Consider the following 16814-nt stretch of genomic DNA (forward strand, 5'->3'; position numbering starts at 1 on the left):
GGTCCGCAAGAGGGCGGACGGTACTAGAACAATGGTTCCGGCGATTGGGGGAACGGCGCGTGCGCCGGCTTGGCGTGCCGATATCGACGGCTTGCGTGCCGTCGCCATCCTGGCCGTCGTCGGCTTCCATTTCTTCCCAGGGATCCTGCCCGCGGGCTTCGCCGGCGTCGACGTCTTCTTCGTCATCTCCGGCTACCTGATCACGCGGATCCTGCTTGCGATGCAGGCCGGCGGTGGCTTGTCCATCGGCGCGTTCTACGCGGCCCGCGTGCGCCGGATCTTCCCGGCGCTATGCCTGGTTCTCATGGCCGCCATGCTGGCCGGCCTGGCCTGCATGTACGCGGAGGAACGTGACCGGCTTGCTTCGCACGTGCTGGCCGGTGCGGGATTCTTCTCGAACCTGCGCCTCTGGGGCGAGGCGGGCTACTTCGACGCCGCGATCGAATCCAAGCCCCTTGCGCACCTCTGGAGCCTGGGGGTCGAGGAGCAGTTTTACCTCGCCTGGCCGCTGGTCCTTTCGGTGCTGCTGCGGTGGCGCGCGGTGCGAAGCGGTACCCTGCTGCTGCTGGCCGCGAGCCTGGTGGCGGGGATCATCGTGGTGCAGCGCGACCCCGAGATGGCCTTCTACGTGCCGCTGTACCGGGTGTGGGAACTGCTCGCGGGAGCGCTGCTCGCCGTGGCTGAACGCGAGGGCTGGACCCAGGCACTGAAGCCGCGTGCTGCCCACCTTTCCGCGGCTGGCTTCGTCCTGCTGGCCTTGAGCGCGCTGCTGCTGCATCCGGAACTGGCTTTCCCCGGCGCCTGGGCGCTGCTGCCCGTGGCCGGGGCGACGCTGGTGATCGCCGCAGGTGCCGATGCGCCGCTGAATCGCCTGTTGCTCTCGAATCGGGCCATGACCTGGGTGGGCGGCATCAGCTATCCGCTCTACCTGTGGCATTGGCCCGTGCTTGCGTTCGCGCGGCTGCTCTTCAACGCGGAGCCTGGCTGGCCTGGCATGCTCCTGCTTGTCGGCGCGAGCTTCCTGCTGGCGTGGCTGACGTGGCGATTCGTGGAGCGTCCCGTGCGATCGCCAGGGCGCAGCGTGCAGAAGGCCTGGGGCTTGGCCCTGGCGATGGCGTTCGTTGCCGTGATGGCGCTGCACCTGGCGAACTTTCCCGCGGTGCTGCAGGACAGCGGACGGGCAAGCTTGATCCCGGAGCGCCCCGGCTTCCAGCTGGACCACGATCCGGTCCTGGCCGAAGGCTGCGGGCTGGCCGAGCCGAGCGCACGCGGCGAGGTGCTGCGTTGCCTGCATGATTCGCGCGGGCCGCAGCGTTTCGCCCTGCTCGGCGACAGCAAGGCCGAAGCCCTGTTCGATGGCCTCGTGCGGACTTCCTCGCCGGCCGGGCGGTGGCTGTTCGTCGGTGGCACACGGGAACATTCCTCGGTCGTACCCGTGGTGTCGGACCTGCCGCAATATCGCCGCAACCAGGTCGCGCTGCGCGTCGCCCTGGACGCCGTCGCTCGCAATCCTCAGGTCGAAACGGTGGTGATCGCCACGGCCACGCGCAGCCTCTATCGGCTCAAGCGGGAGGACACGATCAAGGACTTGCGCGCCAACTCCAATCACGCGGTCGCGCGCGATGGCCTGCGCAGCGTCGCCGCGGAATTGTTGCGCGCGGGCAAGAAGGTCGTTCTCCTCGTCGACAACCCCACGCTGCCGGATCCGGCCCAGTGCCTGTTGCCGCTGCGCTTTGGCGTGCTCCAGGGCATGGTCGAGTCGTTCGCGTCGCCGGTCCCGCAGCACTGCCAGATCACGGTGCAGCGGCACCGGGAACTGTCGGAGCCCTACCTGCGCATGCTGCAGCAAGTGCGCAAACTGGCGCCGGATCGGGTCACCGTCGTGGACACGTTGCCCTTCCTGTGCGACATGGTCCATGGCACCTGCCGGTCGCAGGACAAGGAAGGCGCGCTTTACAGCTATACCGACCACATCTCCGCGCTGGCGGCAACGCGCATCGGCGCCTTTCTCAACGCACAACTCGCGAGTCCGTCGCCAGCCGGGAGGGAGTGAGGGCGCTTCAGGGCGCGCGGTCCAGCCGCTGGAGCACGTCCTTCACCTCCGCCGGCAGCGCCAGGATCTCGGGATTCGTCACCACGCCGATCTTGATCGCGTCGAGGCCGTCGAGCATCGCGCACTTGAAGTCGCCGTCGGTCTGCTTCTGGCACTCCATCACGCCGCGCTTCGGCCCGCTCTCGAAGCGCAGCGGGTGGAAGGCGTAGACCAGGTTGTCGGGGTGCAGCGGGTACACCGTGCGCTTCAGCAGGTCCGGCGGGTACTTGCCGTCCGTCATCGTCTTGATCACGTAGGCCATGCGCGGGCTCAGCTCCGGCAGGGGCTGGTGCGTCTCGTAGTGGAAGGCGCCATGCAGGCCGACCATGGTCTCGCCCAGCGGCCGGCCGTCGCTGAAGGAGCGCTCCACGCCGCCCAGGAAGATCAGCGCGCAGGCCGATTCGCACTTGCCGGACACCGCGGTGGCCAGGTGTTCCGAGCGCACCCAGTTGGCGATCTGGTAGCCGTTGAAGAGGTCGCCTCCCGGGCTTTCGTGCAGCAGCACCAGCTTGAAGTGCGCATCGGCCATGTGGTCGCGCAGCCGCGCGAGGTCGCCGCCGTCTACGGGACCCGAAAGGACCAGCGTGTCGCCGACCGTGTGGAATTCCATGGCCCGCGCGGCAGGCGCGGCCAGCGCGAGGGCGCAGAGGGAGAGAGTGGCGAGGTAGGGGCGCATGGCGGTCCTGCTTGCATGCATGGCGAGCCGCAAAGGTGCCACAAAGCCGCCGGTTTGCGAAGCGCCCGGTGGCGCAGGGGCTACTGCGCGGCGTCGGCCGGCTGCGGCGCGGCGACGGGCGGTGCCGCCGGTGTGGCCACGCCGTGCGAATTCACGGCATAGGGCAGCCACGCGGCCACGTCCTTGCCCAGCATGATCGCGTCCCGCTGCAGGATCATCATCGGATCTCCTCCTCGTTGTAGTACCGCTGAGCGTACTACGCCGCGGAGAAGGGCTTCAAAGTCGTCGGCACCGCCACCTCCGCCATCTGCGGATAGTCGCGGCTGAAATGCAACCCGCGGCTTTCGTGCCGCGACTGCGCCGAGCGCACGATCAGGTCGGCCACGGTCACCAGGTTGCGCAGTTCCAGCAGGTCGCGGCTGACGTGGAAGGAGCCGTAGAACTCCTGGATCTCGCCCTGCAGCAGCTGGATGCGGTGTGCCGCGCGCTCCAGGCGCTTGTTGGTGCGGACGATGCCCACGTAGTCCCACATGAAGCGGCGCAGCTCGTCCCAGTTGTGCGAGATGACGACCGCCTCGTCGGCATCGGTGACGCGGCTTACGTCCCAGGCCGGCACCGCGGGCGGCGGCGGCAGCGGCGTCGCCAGGATGTCGGCGGCGGCCGAGCGGGCGAACACCATGCACTCCACCAGCGAGTTGCTGGCCAGCCGGTTGGCGCCGTGCAGGCCGGTGTAGGCGGTCTCGCCGATGGCGTGCAGCCCGGGCAGGTCGGTGCGGCCCTGCAGGTCGCTGTGCACGCCGCCGCAGGTGTAGTGCGCAGCCGGCACCACCGGGATCGGCTGGCGCGTGATGTCGATGCCCAGCTCCAGGCAGCGCGCGTGGATGTTCGGGAAGTGCGCGAGGATGAACTCGCGCGGCTGGTGCGAGATGTCCAGCAGCACGCAGTCCAGGCCGTGCTTCTTCATCTCGAAGTCGATGGCGCGCGCCACCACGTCGCGCGGCGCCAGTTCCAGGCGCTCGTCGTGGTTGGCCATGAAGCGCGTGCCGTCCGGCAGCAGCAGGCGGCCGCCTTCGCCGCGCACCGCCTCCGAGATCAGGAAGTTCTTGACGTGCGGGTGGTACAGGCAGGTCGGGTGGAACTGGATGAACTCCATGTTCGTCACGCGGCAGCCGGCGCGCCAGGCGGCGGCGATGCCGTCGCCGGTCGCGGTATCCGGATTGGTCGTGTACAGGTAGACCTTGCCGGCGCCGCCGGTGGCCAGGATGGTGTGGGGCGCGCGGAAGGTGACGACCTCGTCGGCCTGTTCGTCCAGCGCGTACAGTCCGACGCAGCGGTTCGGCTGCTGGCCCAGCTTGCCGGACCAGACCAGGTCTACCAGCATGTGGTCTTCCAGCACCGTGATGTTGGGCGTGCGCTTCACCCGCTCGATCAGCGTCTGCTGCACGGCGGCGCCGGTGGCGTCGGTGACGTGCACGATGCGGCGCGCGCTGTGGCCGCCTTCGCGCGTCAGGTGCAGGTGGCCGTCCTCCAGCGAGAAGGGCACGCCCAGTTCGCGCAGCCACTCCACGCTCTCGGGCGCGTGTTCCACCACGAAGCGGGTGGCGGCCGGGTCGTTGAGGCCGGCGCCGGCCACGAAGGTGTCCTGCACGTGCGACTCGAAGCTGTCGCTGGGGTCGGTGACGGCGGCGATGCCGCCCTGCGCCCAGCCGCTGGAGCCGTCGCTCATGGCGCGCTTGGTGAGGACCGCGACGCGGTGGGTGGGTGCGAGGTGCAGGGCGACGGACAGGCCGGCGAGGCCGCTGCCGACGATGAGCACGTCGAAATCGCGAGTGTTCAATTCAGCTCCAGAGGATGGCTGGATTTTGCCAGTGCCCTCGCGGAACCGGCTTTGCCGGGCCGCTGAGGGCGCCCCCTTGAGGGGGAGGCGGCCGCAGGCCGCTTCGGGGGAGCCATCACGCGGGCTGGTAGGCGAGACGCACGTAGATCGGCGCGTAGGCTTCGGCCTGGGTCAGCTCGATCAGCGTTTCCTTGGCCAGTTCGAGCGTGGCGATGAAGGTCACCACGAGGACGGGCACGCCCTTGCCGGTCTCGAACAGTTCCTCGAAGGGCACGAACTTGCGGCCCTGCAGCTTCTTCAGGACCATCGTCATGTGCTCGCGCACCGACAGCTCTTCGCGCGTGATCTTGTGGTGCTGGACCAGCTTGGCGCGGCGCAGGATGTCGCGCCAGGCTTCCTGCAGGTCGGAGACCTCGACGTCCGGGAAGCGCGGCTGCAGCGACTGCTCGATGTAGACCTGGGCGCGCAACACGTCGCGCCCCAGCTGCGGCATTTCATTCAGGTGGAAGGCCGCGGCCTTCATCTGCTCGTATTCGAGCAGGCGGCGCACCAGCTCGGCCCGCGGGTCCTCGGCTTCCTCGCCCTCGGCCGTCTTCTTGGGCGGCAGCAGGGTGCGCGACTTGATCTCGATCAGCATCGCCGCCATCAGCAGGTATTCCGCCGCCAGCTCCAGGTTGCGAGTGCGGATCTCCTCGACGTAGACCAGGTACTGGCGGGTCACCGCCGCCATCGGGATGTCGAGGATGTTGAAGTTCTGCTTGCGGATCAGGTACAGCAGCAGGTCCAGCGGCCCCTCGAAGGCCTCCAGGAAGATCTCCAGCGCATCCGGGGGGATGTAGAGATCCTGCGGCATGGCGAACAGCGGCTCGCCGTACAGGCGGGCCAGGGCGACCTGGTCGATCACGCCCGGCAGGCCGGTTACCTCGTCGGCCGGCGCTTCGGGCAGGACGGCGTCGCCGCTGTTGCTGCTGTCCATCAGGCGGGGGCGGCGCTCAGCGCGGGTGGCGCGGATCGTCGCCGTACACGTACGGCTTCTGGGCCACGCGGGCGGCCTGGTACTCGTCCAGCGCCTCGCGGTCCAGGTGCTTGTCCCACCAGATCGACCGGCCGAGGCGCTGCTGCGCCTCCAGGTCCGGCTTTTCCACCTTCATCTTGTCGATGAACTGGGTGACGTCGGACCGGTAGTCGGGCCGGCGGAAGATGCGTTGCAGGAAGGACATGGCCGGGATTTTACAGGCGGGCTCCCTCCCTCTCTGGGGGAGGGCCGGGGTGGGGGCTAGGCCGCCACCTCCTCCGAAGCCTGGTGCCGGGCCAGTTCCCCGGCGAAACCGGCCCGGGCGATGGCCTCCAGCGGCTGCTCGTGCAGGTTTTCGATGCGCAGCGAGCCGTCGCGCAGCAGCACCACCTTGTGCAGCTGGCGCAGGGCGTCCAGCCCCGAGGTGTCCAGGTGCACCATGTGCAGGGCGTCCAGCACCACCGCTGGCGCCCGCGGGCCGGTTTCCACGGCCTGCACGATGGGGTCGATCTTGGCCGTGGCGCCGAAGAACAGCGACCCGTACAGGCGGTAGCGCAGCTCGCCCTCGGCGCCCGGCACCGGCTCCACCCGGAACAGCGAGCTCATTCGCCGGATGAACAGCACGCAGGCCGCCACCAGCCCCACCTCCATGGCGACGGTCAGGTCGAACACCACGGTCAGCGCGAAGGTGCCCAGCATCTTCAGCCGGTAGTCGTGGCTGTAGCGCCCCAGGTGGGCGAACTCGCGCCATTCGCCCATGTTCCAGGCAACGAAGAACAGGATGCCGGCCAGCACCGGCAAGGGCACCAGCAGCGCCAGCGGGCCGGCCACCAGCACGATTCCGGCCAGCGTCAGGGCGTGGATCACGCCGGCGACCGGCGAGGTGGCGCCGGCCCGGATGTTGGTGACGGTGCGGGCGATGGTGCCGGTGGCCGGCATGCCGCCGAAGAAGGGCGTGACGACGTTGGCGATGCCCTGCGCCATCAGCTCCTGGTTGGGGTCGTGCCGCGGCAGGTTCGAGAGCTGGTCGGCCACCCGGGCGCACAGCAGCGACTCGATGGCCCCGAGCAGGGCGATGGTGATGATCGGGGAGACCAGTTCCTTCACTGTCACCCAGGAAAACGCCGGCAGCGTGAAGGCGGGCAGGCCGCGCGGGATGCTGCCGAAGCGGCTGCCGATGGTCTCCACCGGCAGGCTGAGGGACCAGGCGACGAAGGTCAGCGCCACCAGCGCCACGACGGCGCCCGGCACGCGCGCCTGCCAGCGCCGCGGCCACGCGAACAGGAAGGCCACGCAGGCGAGGCCGAGCCCGAAGGCGTAGGGATTGAAGCTGCCGATGTTCGCGGCCATCGCCTGCAACTGGGCGAAGAAGTCGGCCGGCATCTTGGGAATGGCCAGCCCGAGCCAGTCCTTGATCTGCGAGGCGGCGATCAGCACCGCGATGCCATTGGTGAAGCCGACCACGATGGACAGTGGCACGTAGCGCACCAGCCGCCCCAGCTTCAGCGCGCCCAGCACGAACAGCAAGACGCCGGCGCAGGCGGTGGCGATCATCAGGTTGGCCAGGCCATGGCGCTGCAGGATGCCGTAGACGATGACGATGAAAGCGCCGGCGGGGCCGCCGATCTGCACGCTGGAGCCCCCGAACAGCGAGATCACCAGGCCGGCGAGGATGGCGGTCCACAGGCCCGCCTCGGGCTTCAGGCCGGAGGCGATGGCAAAGGCCATGGCCAGCGGCAGCGCGACGACGCCGACGGTGAGGCCGGCGCCCAGGTCACGCGCGAAACGGGCACGGTCGTAGCCGCGCAAGGCGTCCAGCAGCCGCGGACGGAAGGTAAATGTTGGGGGCAAGGAAATCTCCGGAAGTCAGACTGGAACGAAGACGTTCAGTCCGCTGCCGGAGGGCCGCAGTGGTGCAGCCGGGTGATGAAGCGCCGGCGCCGCGACAGGCGCAGGACGGCAGCCGGGGAGGCCATGCGGGCAGTGTACGCCCGGCGCGAAATCCGACGGAATGGCTAGTGATCGCCCGGCAACACGGCGTCGACCGCGGCGCCCGCCACCTTGCCGGCGACCTTGGCCGTACCGACCGCGGTGTCCACCACCAGCCCGGCGCCCGTGGCGGCCACGGAGACGGCCGTGCTGGCCACCGTCACGACGGCGCAGCCGGAGAGCGCGCATGCGGCGGCAGCCAGGGTCAGGGAGCGGAAGAGGGCGGTGTACTGCATGGAAGCGTCCGGATACGGCAAGAGGACGCTTCCATTGTGGTCCCGGCTCAGGCGCCGGACTTGTCGCGCACGTAAAGTGCCAGCGCCTGCAACAGTCCTGCCAAATCCTTCTGCACCTGCGCGAAACGATGGTGTCGAGCGACCGAAACGCAGGCTGGTTTGCGCGATCAGCGCACCCCCGCAACCCGCGAAGCGGGCCGCATCATCCGATTCCCCACGTAGATCAACGCAAGCACCGCCACGTACGACGCCAGTTGCGCGCCCGAAGGCTGCGCGTCATAGCCCACCAGCGCATGCAGCAAGGTGCCCAGCGCCGAGTCCTGCGCCAGCAGGTGCGAGCTGTCCCACAGCGGCGCCGTCCAGCGCTCGATGAAGCCGGCCTGCGCCAGCGTCTTGACCAGCTGGCTGCCGATGGCGCCGGCCAGGATGGCGATCAGCACGTTGGTGACGGCGAACAGGTGGCGCGCCGGGATGCGCGCGAGGCCCGTGTACACCAGCACGCCCGCTCCCACGCCGAGCGTCATGCCCAGGAGCACGGCGCCGACGATGCTGGAGGTGCCGTACTGCGTACCGGTCAGGGCGCCGCCGACGAACAGCACCGTCTCCGCGCCTTCGCGCAGCACCGCCAGAGCCACCGCGATCAACAGCGCCCACGGCCTGCGGTTGCCGTGCTGCACCGACTGCCCCAGCAGGCGTGCCTCGGCGGCCATCTCGCGGGCATGGGCGGCAACCCAGATGCAGTGCCACAGCAGCATCGCCAGCGCCACCGACAGCACGGCGATGTTGATCACGTCCTGGCCGAGGCCGTCGAACCATTCGCCCACGTGCTGCGCGGCCAGGGCCAGCACCAGCGCGCCGAGCACGCCGATGCCGACGCCGCCTCCCAGCCAGCGGTTGCGGCCGGCCAGGCCACGGGTGGCCGCAGCGACGATGCCGACGAACAGCGCGGCTTCGAGCGACTCGCGAAAGACGATCAGGGCGGCGGCGAACATGCGGCCTCCCTTATTCGGCGATGACGACGCCCTGGGCCGTCTTCTCGTTGAATTCGCCGAAGAACATGTAGCGGCCCGGCTTCAGCGGCCGGATGTAGATGGACGCCCGCTTGCCGCCGGGAATGACCTTCTCCACGCCCATGTCCTTGCTCTCGAACTCCTCCGGCGAGCTGTCCTGGTTCTCCACGACGAACTTCAGGCGCACGTTGGCCGGCACCTTCAGTTCGGCCGGCTGGAAGCGGTGGTCCTTGATCGCGATCGCGAATTCGGGTTCGGCAGCGGCGGCCCAGCCGCAGAACACGGTGGCAGCCAGGGCGAGGGTCAGGGTGCGGCGGATGGGCTTCATTTGCCCTGGAGTCTAAACGAGAAGAATTCGCATTTGCAAACGAGGCCAAAAAAATCCGGCCACTCGGACCGGATCTTCTTGGCGCCTTAGCGCACCCGCATCCCCGGCTGCGCCCCTTCCCAAGGCTCCAGCACGTAGATCCCCGGATTCGCCTTCTCGTCCCCATGGCTCGCCGCCAGCACCATGCCTTCGCTCACGCCGAACTTCATCTTCCGCGGCGCCAGGTTGGCCACCAGCACCGTCAACTTGCCCACCAGCTGATCCGGCTTGTATGCGGATGCGATCCCGGAGAACACGTTGCGCATCTGGCCCTCGCCCGCATCCAGCGTCAGCCGCAGCAGCTTGGTCGAACCCTCGACCGCTTCCGCGTTGACGATCTTGGCGATGCGCAGGTCGATCTTGGCGAAGTCGTCGATGCTGATCGTGGGCGCGATCTCCTCGCCGCCCGGCACCAGCTTCTCGGGCGCGGCTTCGGCCGGCGGCTCGAACAGCGCGTCCAGCAGCTTCATGTCGACGCGCTGCATCAGGTGCTTGTACTCGCCGACCTGGTGCCCCGCACCCAGAGGCGCGACGGCATTGCTCCAGTCCAGCGGCGCGCATTGCAGGAAAGCCTCGGCCTGCGCGGCCAGCGCCGGCAGTACCGGCTTCAGGCAGGCGGTGAGCACCTTGAAGGCTTCGACGCAATCGGAGCAGACCTTCGCCGCCTCCTCGGCCTTGCCTTCCTTCACCAGCTTCCAGGGCGCCGCACCGTCGAAGCGCAGGTTCACCTGGTCGGCGAAGGCCATGATCTCGCGCAGCGCCTTGCCGTAGTCGCGCGACTCGTACAGTGCCTGCACGTCCTGCACCAGCTTGCCCGGATTCAGCGCGCCGATGTCCCCGCCGGCCAGCTTCCCGCCCGGGATGAACTTCACCGCGCGGCTGGCGATGTTGATGTACTTGCCGACCAGGTCGGAGTTGACGCGCGCCACGAAGTCGTCGGGGTTGAAGTCGACGTCCTCCACGCGGCCATTCAGCTTGGCCGCGATGTAGTAACGCAGCCACTCCGGGTTCATGCCCAGCGCCAGGTACTTCAGCGGGTCGATGCCGGTGCCGCGGCTCTTGGACATCTTCTCGCCGCTGACGGTGATGAAGCCGTGCACGTTCACCTGGTTCGGCGTCTTGCGGCCGCTGAACTGCAGCATCGCCGGCCAGAACAGGGTGTGGAAGTACACGATGTCCTTGCCGATGAAGTGCACCTGCTCCACACCTGGGTCGCTGACGAACTGGTCGAAGGACACGTCGGTGCGCGAGGGCGCATGCCAGTGGTTCCTGGCCTGGCCCTTGTCGAAGTGGTTCTTCAGGCTGGCGAGGTAGCCGATCGGCGCGTCCAGCCAGACGTAGAAGTACTTGCCCGGCGCGTCGGGGATCTCGATGCCGAAGTAGGGCGCCTCGCGGCTGATGTCCCAGTCGGCCATGCCGGCTTCGAACCATTCGCCGGCCTTCTTCGCCATCTCGGGCTGCAGCTTGCCGTCCTGCGTCCAGGCCTTCAGGAAGTCCACCACCTTGGGATCGGACAGCTTGAAGAAGAAGTGCTCGGAGCTGCGCAGCTCCGGCGTCGCGCCGGTCAGCGTCGAATAGGGGTTGATCAGCTCGGTGGGCGAGTAGACGCTGCTGCACACCTCGCAGGAGTCGCCGTACTGGTCCTTCGCGTGGCACACCGGGCATTCGCCCTTGATGTAGCGATCCGGCAGGAACATGCCCTTGACGGGGTCGTAGAACTGCTCGATGGTCCGGGACGTGATCATCCCGTTGGCCTTGAGCTTCTTGTAGATGCCCTGCGCCAGCTCGGTGTTCTCCGGGCTGTGCGTCGAGTGCCAGTTGTCGAAGCGGACGTGGAAGCCGTCCAGGTATTCCTTGCGGCCGGCCGCGATCTCGGCGACGAACTGGTCCGGCGTCTTGCCGGCCTTTTCGGCGGCGATCATGATCGGCGCGCCGTGCGCGTCGTCGGCGCCGACGAAGTGCACCATCTGGCCGCCCATTCGCTGGTGCCGCACCCAGATGTCGGCCTGGATGTACTCCATGATGTGGCCGATGTGGAACTTGCCGTTCGCGTACGGCAGGGCGGTGGTGACGAAGAGCTTGCGCTGGGACATGGGGACTTTCCGGGGAAGCGGGAATTCTATTCGCCATGGGTACACTGGCGGCATGGCTACCCAGGAACAGCTGCTCGCCGCTCTGGCGGGCGTCACCGACCCGAACACCGGGAAGGATTTCGTCAGCACCAAGGCCGTCAGGAACGTCCATATCGAGGGGGGCGAGGTTTCCTTCGACGTCGAACTGGGCTACCCGGCGAAAAGCCAGGTGCCCGCGCTGCGCAAGGCGCTGGTCGCCGCCGCCAAGGGCGTGCCGGGCGTGGACAACGTCTCCGTGAACATCAGCACGAAAGTCATCGCGCACTCCGTGCAGCGTGGCCTGCAGCTGATGCCCAACGTCAAGAACATCATCGCCGTCGCTTCCGGCAAGGGCGGCGTCGGCAAGAGCACCACGGCCGCCAACCTGGCGCTGGCGCTGGCCGCCGAGGGCGCGCGGGTGGGCGTCCTGGACGCCGACATCTACGGTCCGAGCCAGCCCATGATGCTGGGCATCAACCGCCGGCCCGAGAGCGAGGACGGCCAGACCATGGAGCCGCTGGAAAACCACGGCATCCAGGTCATGTCCATCGGCTTCCTGATCAACCAGGACGAGGCGATGATCTGGCGCGGCCCCATGGCCACCCAGGCGCTGGAGCAGCTGCTGCGCCAGACCAACTGGGCCGAGCTCGACTACCTGATCGTCGACATGCCGCCCGGTACCGGCGACATCCAGCTCACGCTGTCGCAGCGCGTGCCCATGACCGGCGCGGTGATCGTCACCACGCCGCAGGACATCGCGCTGATCGACGCCCGCAAGGCCGTGACCATGTTCGAGAAGGTCGGCGTGCCCATCATCGGCGTCATCGAGAACATGGCCGTCCACATCTGCAGCAACTGCGGCCACGCCGAGCACATCTTCGGCGAAGGTGGGGGAAGGCGCTACGCGCAGGAGAAGGGAATTCCCTATCTCGGCGCGCTGCCGCTGTCCATGGACATCCGCGTGCAGGCCGACAGCGGCAAGCCCACGGTGGTCGCCGACCCCGACGGCGAGGCCGCGGGCATCTACAAGAGCGTCGCGCGCCAGGTCGCGGTGAGCATCGCCGCCAAGGCCAAGGACTTTTCCGCCAAGTTCCCGACCATCACCGTCTCCAAGAACACTTGAGCACCCTCCAAGCCGACGCCGCCGCACGGCGTGAGGTCCAGGCCGTGATCGGGCCGCCGCCGGCGCAGGGCCGGCGCGCGGACTGGCTGCTGGAATACCTGCACCGCCTCGACGAGCAGTGGGGCGGGTTGCATGGCGAGCACGTCGCCGCGCTGGCGGAGGAACTGGAGCTGCCGATCGAGCAGGTGCGCGCGGTGGCCAGCCGCTGCGGCCACTTCACCTTGCTCGGCGCCGGCGAACAGCCGCCCGCGCTGCGGCTGACGGTCTGCGGCGGCCTGCCTTGCGGCCTGGCGGGCACCAGCGCGTTGCGCGCCGACCTCGCACCCTTGCTGCCGCCTGACGTCGCGCTCACCGGTAGCGCTTGCATCGGCCGCTGCCAGCATGCGCCGGCAGTGCTCGTGGGGCAGGTGCCGGTAGCGCCGGCGACGCCCGAGTCCGTTCTGAACACGCTGCTGCACGAAGCCGAACGCGCGCCCGGCGAGATGGGCCAGGCGCGCGGCGCGGCCGACGCCGAGGGCTATGACGACTATCGCGCCCGTGGCGGCTACGAGCTGGCCGCGGCGCTGGCCAACGGCCACCAGGATCCCGCGCAGGTGTTGCAGCTGCTGGAAGACGCGCGCCTGCACGGACCGGCCGGTGCCGTGGCCGCGCAGTGGCGCCAAGCGCGCGAGCAGCCGGCGCCGCGCCGCCTGGTCGTCGACCTGGCCGGCGGCGAGCCGGGCGCGTTTGCGGCGCGCCAGCTGCTGGAGCGCGAGCCGCACCGCTTCCTCGAAGGCGTGCTGCTGGCCGCGCTGACGATCGGCGCCGAATCGGTCGCCATCGACCTGCATCCGAGCTGGCACGACGCCCGCCTGTTGCTGCAGGACGAACTGGCGAAGCTGCGCGCCAACGGTCCGCTGGCGCAGCCTCTCGTCGAATTGCAGCGTGGCGCCGCCGCGCCCTGGTGCGCCGAACGCGCGGCCTGGGCCGTTCCGGCGGTGCTGCAACTCGATTTCGCCACCTTGTTCGCGCTGCGCGAGCTGCTGGAACGCGGCGCCGACTGGTACCAGGCGCAAGGCCGGCGCGAGCGCATCGGCCTGCGCAGCTTCAGCGTCAGCGGCCGTGTGCGCAGCCCCGGCATCAAGCTGGCGCCGGCCGGCATCAGCCTGCGCGAGCTGGTCGAGGAGCACTGCGACGGCATGCAGGACGGCCACGCGCTGTACGCCTGGCTGCCGGGCGGCACCACCGGCGGCATCCTGCCGGCCGAACTGGCGGACGTTGCGCTGGACACCGACACCTTGCAGCCGCATGGCGCCATGCTCGGGCCGGGCGCCATCGTGGTGCTGGGCCAGCAGGACCGCGCGCGCGATGCCGCCCTGGCCAGCATGCGCTTCTTCGCCGCCGCCAGCTGCGGCCAGCACGCCGGCTGCGCCGCCGCCGTCATGCGCGCAGCGCAGCTGATGGCCGCACCGCGGTGGGAAGGCGCGCTGCTGCAGAAGCTGCAGCAGGAACTGGCCGGCAACCCCGAGTGCGCACTGGCGCGGGCGGCCGCCACTTCGCTGCGCTGCCTGCACCGCCACTTCCCGGCCGAGACGGCCTGAGCGCGCGATGAACCTGCTCGCTTCCATGCGCTACCTGGTGGCCTTGAGCGAGCACCGCCACTTCGGCCGCGCCGCCGAGGCCTGCCACATCACGCAGCCGGCGCTGTCCAACGCCATGCGGACGCTGGAAGACGAGTTCAAGGTGGTGATCGTCAAGCGCGGGCGCAACTACGCCGGCCTGACGCCCGAAGGCGAGCGGGTGCTGGCCACCGCGCAGCGCATGCTGCACGAGCACAACCTGCTGCAGCAGGAGCTGGAAAGCGAGGCGCACCGGCCGCGCGGCGGCCTGCGCATGGGCGCGGTGCCCACCGCCATCCCGGTGCTGGCGCGCTTCGCCGCCATCCTGCAGGCCAAGCATCCGGGCATCGTGCCGCGCGTGCTGTCGCTCAGTTCGCAGGAGCTGGAGACCGGGCTGGAGACGCTGTCGCTGGACCTGGCGCTGGGCTACACCGAGCGCATGTCGCTGCGCGGGACCAAGCTGGATGCTTACGCGCAGTACACCGAACACTACTTCCTGTTGCGCCGCGCCGACAAGCCGCACGGGGACAGCCTGCAGATCGGCAGCCCCATCCGCTGGGCCGACGCCGCGCGCCAGCCGATGGCGCTGCTGACGCCGGAAATGCACAACCGCACCATCATCGACAGCGCCTTCGTCACCGCAGGCGCGCCGATCCATCCGGCCTTCGAGACCAACTCCATCATCACGCTGGCGCTCAGCGTGGTGGCCGGCAGCGTGTGCAGCGTGATGCCTGGCGCCCTCGTGGGCACGGTGCGCGGTTACCGCGAACTGGAAGCCCTGCCGCTGGTCGAGCCCGACATCCGCACGCCGATCGGCTTCATGGCCCAGGCGGGCGTGCGACCTTCGCGCGCAATGGAAGCCGCGCTGGTGCTGGCCCAGGACGGCGGCTGGTTGCGCCACGCCGCGGCCCACTCGGGCCTGTTGATGGCCTGACGGCTTTCATTCGGGTTTCCCCTTTCTCCTGGGCTCTTCATTCAATTCTTGAATGAAGTGGTTTCCAAAACGAATTTGACCGTCCGGCAAGGCGGCCGGGACACTGCCTCCGCTACTACTACAACGGAGACAAGCAAGCATGTCCAGCGTCCTTCCCCTGCCCGCAGGCGCCGCCGCGCCAGGCATTCTCGACAAGGAGCGGATCGTTGCCGGCCCCGGCTTCAACCGCTGGCTGGTGCCGCCCGCGGCCCTGGCGATCCACCTGTGCATCGGCATGGCCTACGGCTTCTCGGTGTTCTGGCTGCCGCTGTCCAAGACCTTGGCCACGGCCGGCACGGGTGCGCAGTCCTGCAAGGACATGGGCTTCTTCGCCCAGATGTTCGCGACCAATTGCGACTGGACGGTCGCCACCCTCGGGTGGATGTACACGCTGTTCTTCGTGTTCCTGGGCTGCGCCGCGGCCCTGTGGGGCGGCTGGCTGGAACGCGCCGGCCCGCGCAAGGCCGGCATCGTGTCGGCCGTGTGCTGGTGCGGCGGCATGCTGATCTCGGCCCTGGGCATCCAGATGCACCAGTTCTGGCTGATGATCCTCGGCTCCGGCGTCATCGGAGGCATCGGCCTGGGCCTCGGCTACATCTCGCCGGTGTCGACCTTGATCAAGTGGTTCCCGGACCGCCGCGGCATGGCGACCGGCATGGCCATCATGGGCTTCGGTGGCGGCGCGATGATCGGTTCGCCGCTCGCCGTGGACCTGATGAAGCACTTCGCCACGCCCACCAGCAACGGCGTGCTCCAGACCTTCGTCGTGATGGCGCTCGTCTACTTCGTGTTCATGGTCGGCGGCGCCTTCGGCTACCGCGTGCCGCCCACCGGCTGGAAGCCGGAAGGCTGGACGCCGCCCGTGGCCAAGGCCAACAACGCCATGATCACGCAGCGCCACGTGCACGTGAAGAAGGTGTGGGGCATCCCGCAGTTCTGGCTGATCTGGATGGCGCTCACCATGAACGTCAGCGCCGGCATCGGCGTGATCGGCATGGCCTCGCCGATGCTGCAGGAAGTGTTCGGCGGCAGCCTCATCGACGTCGGCAAGAAGTTCGGCGAACTGGACAAGACCCAGCTGGCCGCCATCGCCGCGGTCGCCGGCGGCTTCGCGGCATTGCTCTCGCTGTTCAACATCGCCGGCCGCTTCTTCTGGGCCAGCATGTCCGACCTGTTCGGCCGCAAGATGACCTACACCATCTTCTTCGTGCTGGGCGGCGTGCTCTACGCCAGCCTGCCCGGCTCGGCGGCGGCGGGCAGCAAGCTGGCCTTCGTGGGCGCGGCCTGCATCATCGTGTCGATGTACGGCGGCGGCTTCGCCACCGTGCCGGCCTACCTGGCCGACATCTTCGGCACGCAGTTCGTCGGCGCCATCCACGGCCGCCTGCTGACCGCCTGGTCCACCGCCGGCATCATCGGCCCCGTGGTCGTGAACTACATGCGGGAATACCAGCTCGGACTGGGCATTCCGCGCGAACAGGTTTACAACCAGACCATGTACATCCTGGTCGGCCTGCTGGTCATCGGCCTCATCTGCAACCTGCTCGTCAAGCCGCTGCCTGACAAGTGGTTCATGACGGACGCCGAGCTGGCCGAAGAGAAACGCCTCGCCCACGAAAAGGCAGTGATGGCCGAGACGGGCCAGGCCGGCGCCATGCGCGACGAGCGCACGCCGGTCGTCAAGGTGTGGCTGGCCTGGCTGGTGGTGGGCATCCCGCTGGCCTGGGGCGTATATCGCACGCTGCAGGCCGCCGCCAAGTTCTTCCATTGAGAGTTCGCAGTCCTCC

General features: G+C 68.8%; 15 protein-coding genes. 5 read left to right on the top strand and 10 right to left on the bottom strand.

What is annotated here, in order from left to right; genetic code table 11:
• Positions 1 to 31: 31 nt before the first annotated feature.
• A complete protein-coding gene (locus HHL11_RS08740; RefSeq protein WP_169418013.1) occupies positions 32 to 2053 on the top strand; it encodes an acyltransferase family protein in 2022 nt (673 codons plus the stop codon).
• Between the two features lie 7 nt (positions 2054 to 2060).
• On the opposite strand, the gene HHL11_RS08745 is transcribed toward HHL11_RS08740, so the two are convergent.
• The 10 genes from HHL11_RS08745 to metG form a co-directional block, all read right to left on the bottom strand.
• Entirely contained in the window at positions 2061 to 2768 is a 708-nt protein-coding gene (locus tag HHL11_RS08745) for a hypothetical protein (RefSeq protein WP_169418014.1), read from the bottom strand.
• An 80-nt stretch (positions 2769 to 2848) separates the two neighbouring features.
• Positions 2849 to 2989, bottom strand: coding sequence for a hypothetical protein (locus HHL11_RS08750; RefSeq protein ID WP_169418015.1), 141 nt, complete (start codon positions 2987 to 2989; stop codon positions 2849 to 2851).
• Between the two features lie 35 nt (positions 2990 to 3024).
• Complete coding sequence (gene nadB / locus HHL11_RS08755; protein ID WP_169418016.1) at positions 3025 to 4605, bottom strand: L-aspartate oxidase; 1581 nt, start codon at positions 4603 to 4605, stop codon at positions 3025 to 3027.
• Between the two features lie 115 nt (positions 4606 to 4720).
• Positions 4721 to 5581, bottom strand: coding sequence for a segregation and condensation protein A (locus HHL11_RS08760; RefSeq protein WP_169418017.1), 861 nt, complete (start codon positions 5579 to 5581; stop codon positions 4721 to 4723).
• Between the two features lie 16 nt (positions 5582 to 5597).
• Entirely contained in the window at positions 5598 to 5825 is a 228-nt protein-coding gene (locus HHL11_RS08765) for a DUF3460 family protein (RefSeq protein WP_169418018.1), read from the bottom strand.
• A 56-nt stretch (positions 5826 to 5881) separates the two neighbouring features.
• Positions 5882 to 7477 carry a SulP family inorganic anion transporter gene (locus HHL11_RS08770; RefSeq protein ID WP_425355206.1) on the bottom strand — a complete coding sequence of 532 codons (1596 nt, stop codon included), beginning with the start codon at positions 7475 to 7477 and terminating at the stop codon, positions 5882 to 5884.
• A gap of 158 nt (positions 7478 to 7635) precedes the next feature.
• Positions 7636 to 7845: a hypothetical protein gene (locus HHL11_RS08775; RefSeq protein ID WP_169418020.1), complete on the bottom strand. Its 210-nt coding sequence runs from the start codon at positions 7843 to 7845 to the stop codon at positions 7636 to 7638.
• Between the two features lie 167 nt (positions 7846 to 8012).
• Positions 8013 to 8837 (bottom strand): FTR1 family iron permease, encoded by an 825-nt coding sequence (locus HHL11_RS08780; protein WP_169418021.1) that lies wholly within the window; start codon positions 8835 to 8837, stop codon positions 8013 to 8015.
• A 10-nt stretch (positions 8838 to 8847) separates the two neighbouring features.
• Positions 8848 to 9183, bottom strand: coding sequence for a cupredoxin domain-containing protein (locus HHL11_RS08785; RefSeq protein WP_169418022.1), 336 nt, complete (start codon positions 9181 to 9183; stop codon positions 8848 to 8850).
• Positions 9184 to 9269: 86 nt separating this feature from the next.
• Complete coding sequence (metG, locus tag HHL11_RS08790; RefSeq protein ID WP_169418023.1) at positions 9270 to 11315, bottom strand: methionine--tRNA ligase; 2046 nt, start codon at positions 11313 to 11315, stop codon at positions 9270 to 9272.
• A 52-nt stretch (positions 11316 to 11367) separates the two neighbouring features.
• Here metG and apbC point away from each other — a divergent pair, with 52 nt between their 5' ends.
• The 4 genes from apbC to HHL11_RS08810 all read left to right on the top strand — a co-directional run bounded on the left by apbC (position 11368) and on the right by HHL11_RS08810 (position 16798).
• A complete protein-coding gene (gene apbC / locus HHL11_RS08795) occupies positions 11368 to 12456 on the top strand; it encodes an iron-sulfur cluster carrier protein ApbC (RefSeq protein ID WP_169418024.1) in 1089 nt (362 codons plus the stop codon).
• Positions 12453 to 14036 (top strand): NAD(P)H-dependent oxidoreductase subunit E, encoded by a 1584-nt coding sequence (locus HHL11_RS08800; RefSeq protein WP_169418025.1) that lies wholly within the window; start codon positions 12453 to 12455, stop codon positions 14034 to 14036. Before apbC ends, HHL11_RS08800 begins: the two co-directional genes overlap by 4 nt.
• A gap of 7 nt (positions 14037 to 14043) precedes the next feature.
• Positions 14044 to 14988 (top strand): LysR family transcriptional regulator, encoded by a 945-nt coding sequence (locus HHL11_RS08805; RefSeq protein ID WP_169418026.1) that lies wholly within the window; start codon positions 14044 to 14046, stop codon positions 14986 to 14988.
• A gap of 139 nt (positions 14989 to 15127) precedes the next feature.
• Positions 15128 to 16798: an OFA family MFS transporter gene (locus tag HHL11_RS08810; RefSeq protein WP_169418027.1), complete on the top strand. Its 1671-nt coding sequence runs from the start codon at positions 15128 to 15130 to the stop codon at positions 16796 to 16798.
• The last annotated feature ends 16 nt before the right edge of the window (positions 16799 to 16814 follow it).

This window comes from Ramlibacter agri, assembly GCF_012927085.1.
Lineage (GTDB): Bacteria > Pseudomonadota > Gammaproteobacteria > Burkholderiales > Burkholderiaceae_C > Ramlibacter > Ramlibacter agri.

What these genes read in the sequence shown, in the direction of transcription:
- HHL11_RS08745 (WP_169418014.1), bottom strand. Translation starts at nt 2,768, where the DNA reads ATGCGCCCCTACCTCGCCACTCTCTCCCTCTGCGCCCTCGCGCTGGCC.
- HHL11_RS08760 (WP_169418017.1), bottom strand. Translation starts at nt 5,581, where the DNA reads ATGGACAGCAGCAACAGCGGCGACGCCGTCCTGCCCGAAGCGCCGGCC.
- HHL11_RS08750 (WP_169418015.1), bottom strand. Translation starts at nt 2,989, where the DNA reads ATGATGATCCTGCAGCGGGACGCGATCATGCTGGGCAAGGACGTGGCC.
- HHL11_RS08740 (WP_169418013.1), top strand. Translation starts at nt 32, where the DNA reads ATGGTTCCGGCGATTGGGGGAACGGCGCGTGCGCCGGCTTGGCGTGCC.
- metG (WP_169418023.1), bottom strand. Translation starts at nt 11,315, where the DNA reads ATGTCCCAGCGCAAGCTCTTCGTCACCACCGCCCTGCCGTACGCGAAC.
- HHL11_RS08785 (WP_169418022.1), bottom strand. Translation starts at nt 9,183, where the DNA reads ATGAAGCCCATCCGCCGCACCCTGACCCTCGCCCTGGCTGCCACCGTG.
- apbC (WP_169418024.1), top strand. Translation starts at nt 11,368, where the DNA reads ATGGCTACCCAGGAACAGCTGCTCGCCGCTCTGGCGGGCGTCACCGAC.
- HHL11_RS08765 (WP_169418018.1), bottom strand. Translation starts at nt 5,825, where the DNA reads ATGTCCTTCCTGCAACGCATCTTCCGCCGGCCCGACTACCGGTCCGAC.
- HHL11_RS08775 (WP_169418020.1), bottom strand. Translation starts at nt 7,845, where the DNA reads ATGCAGTACACCGCCCTCTTCCGCTCCCTGACCCTGGCTGCCGCCGCA.
- HHL11_RS08780 (WP_169418021.1), bottom strand. Translation starts at nt 8,837, where the DNA reads ATGTTCGCCGCCGCCCTGATCGTCTTTCGCGAGTCGCTCGAAGCCGCG.
- HHL11_RS08810 (WP_169418027.1), top strand. Translation starts at nt 15,128, where the DNA reads ATGTCCAGCGTCCTTCCCCTGCCCGCAGGCGCCGCCGCGCCAGGCATT.
- HHL11_RS08805 (WP_169418026.1), top strand. Translation starts at nt 14,044, where the DNA reads ATGAACCTGCTCGCTTCCATGCGCTACCTGGTGGCCTTGAGCGAGCAC.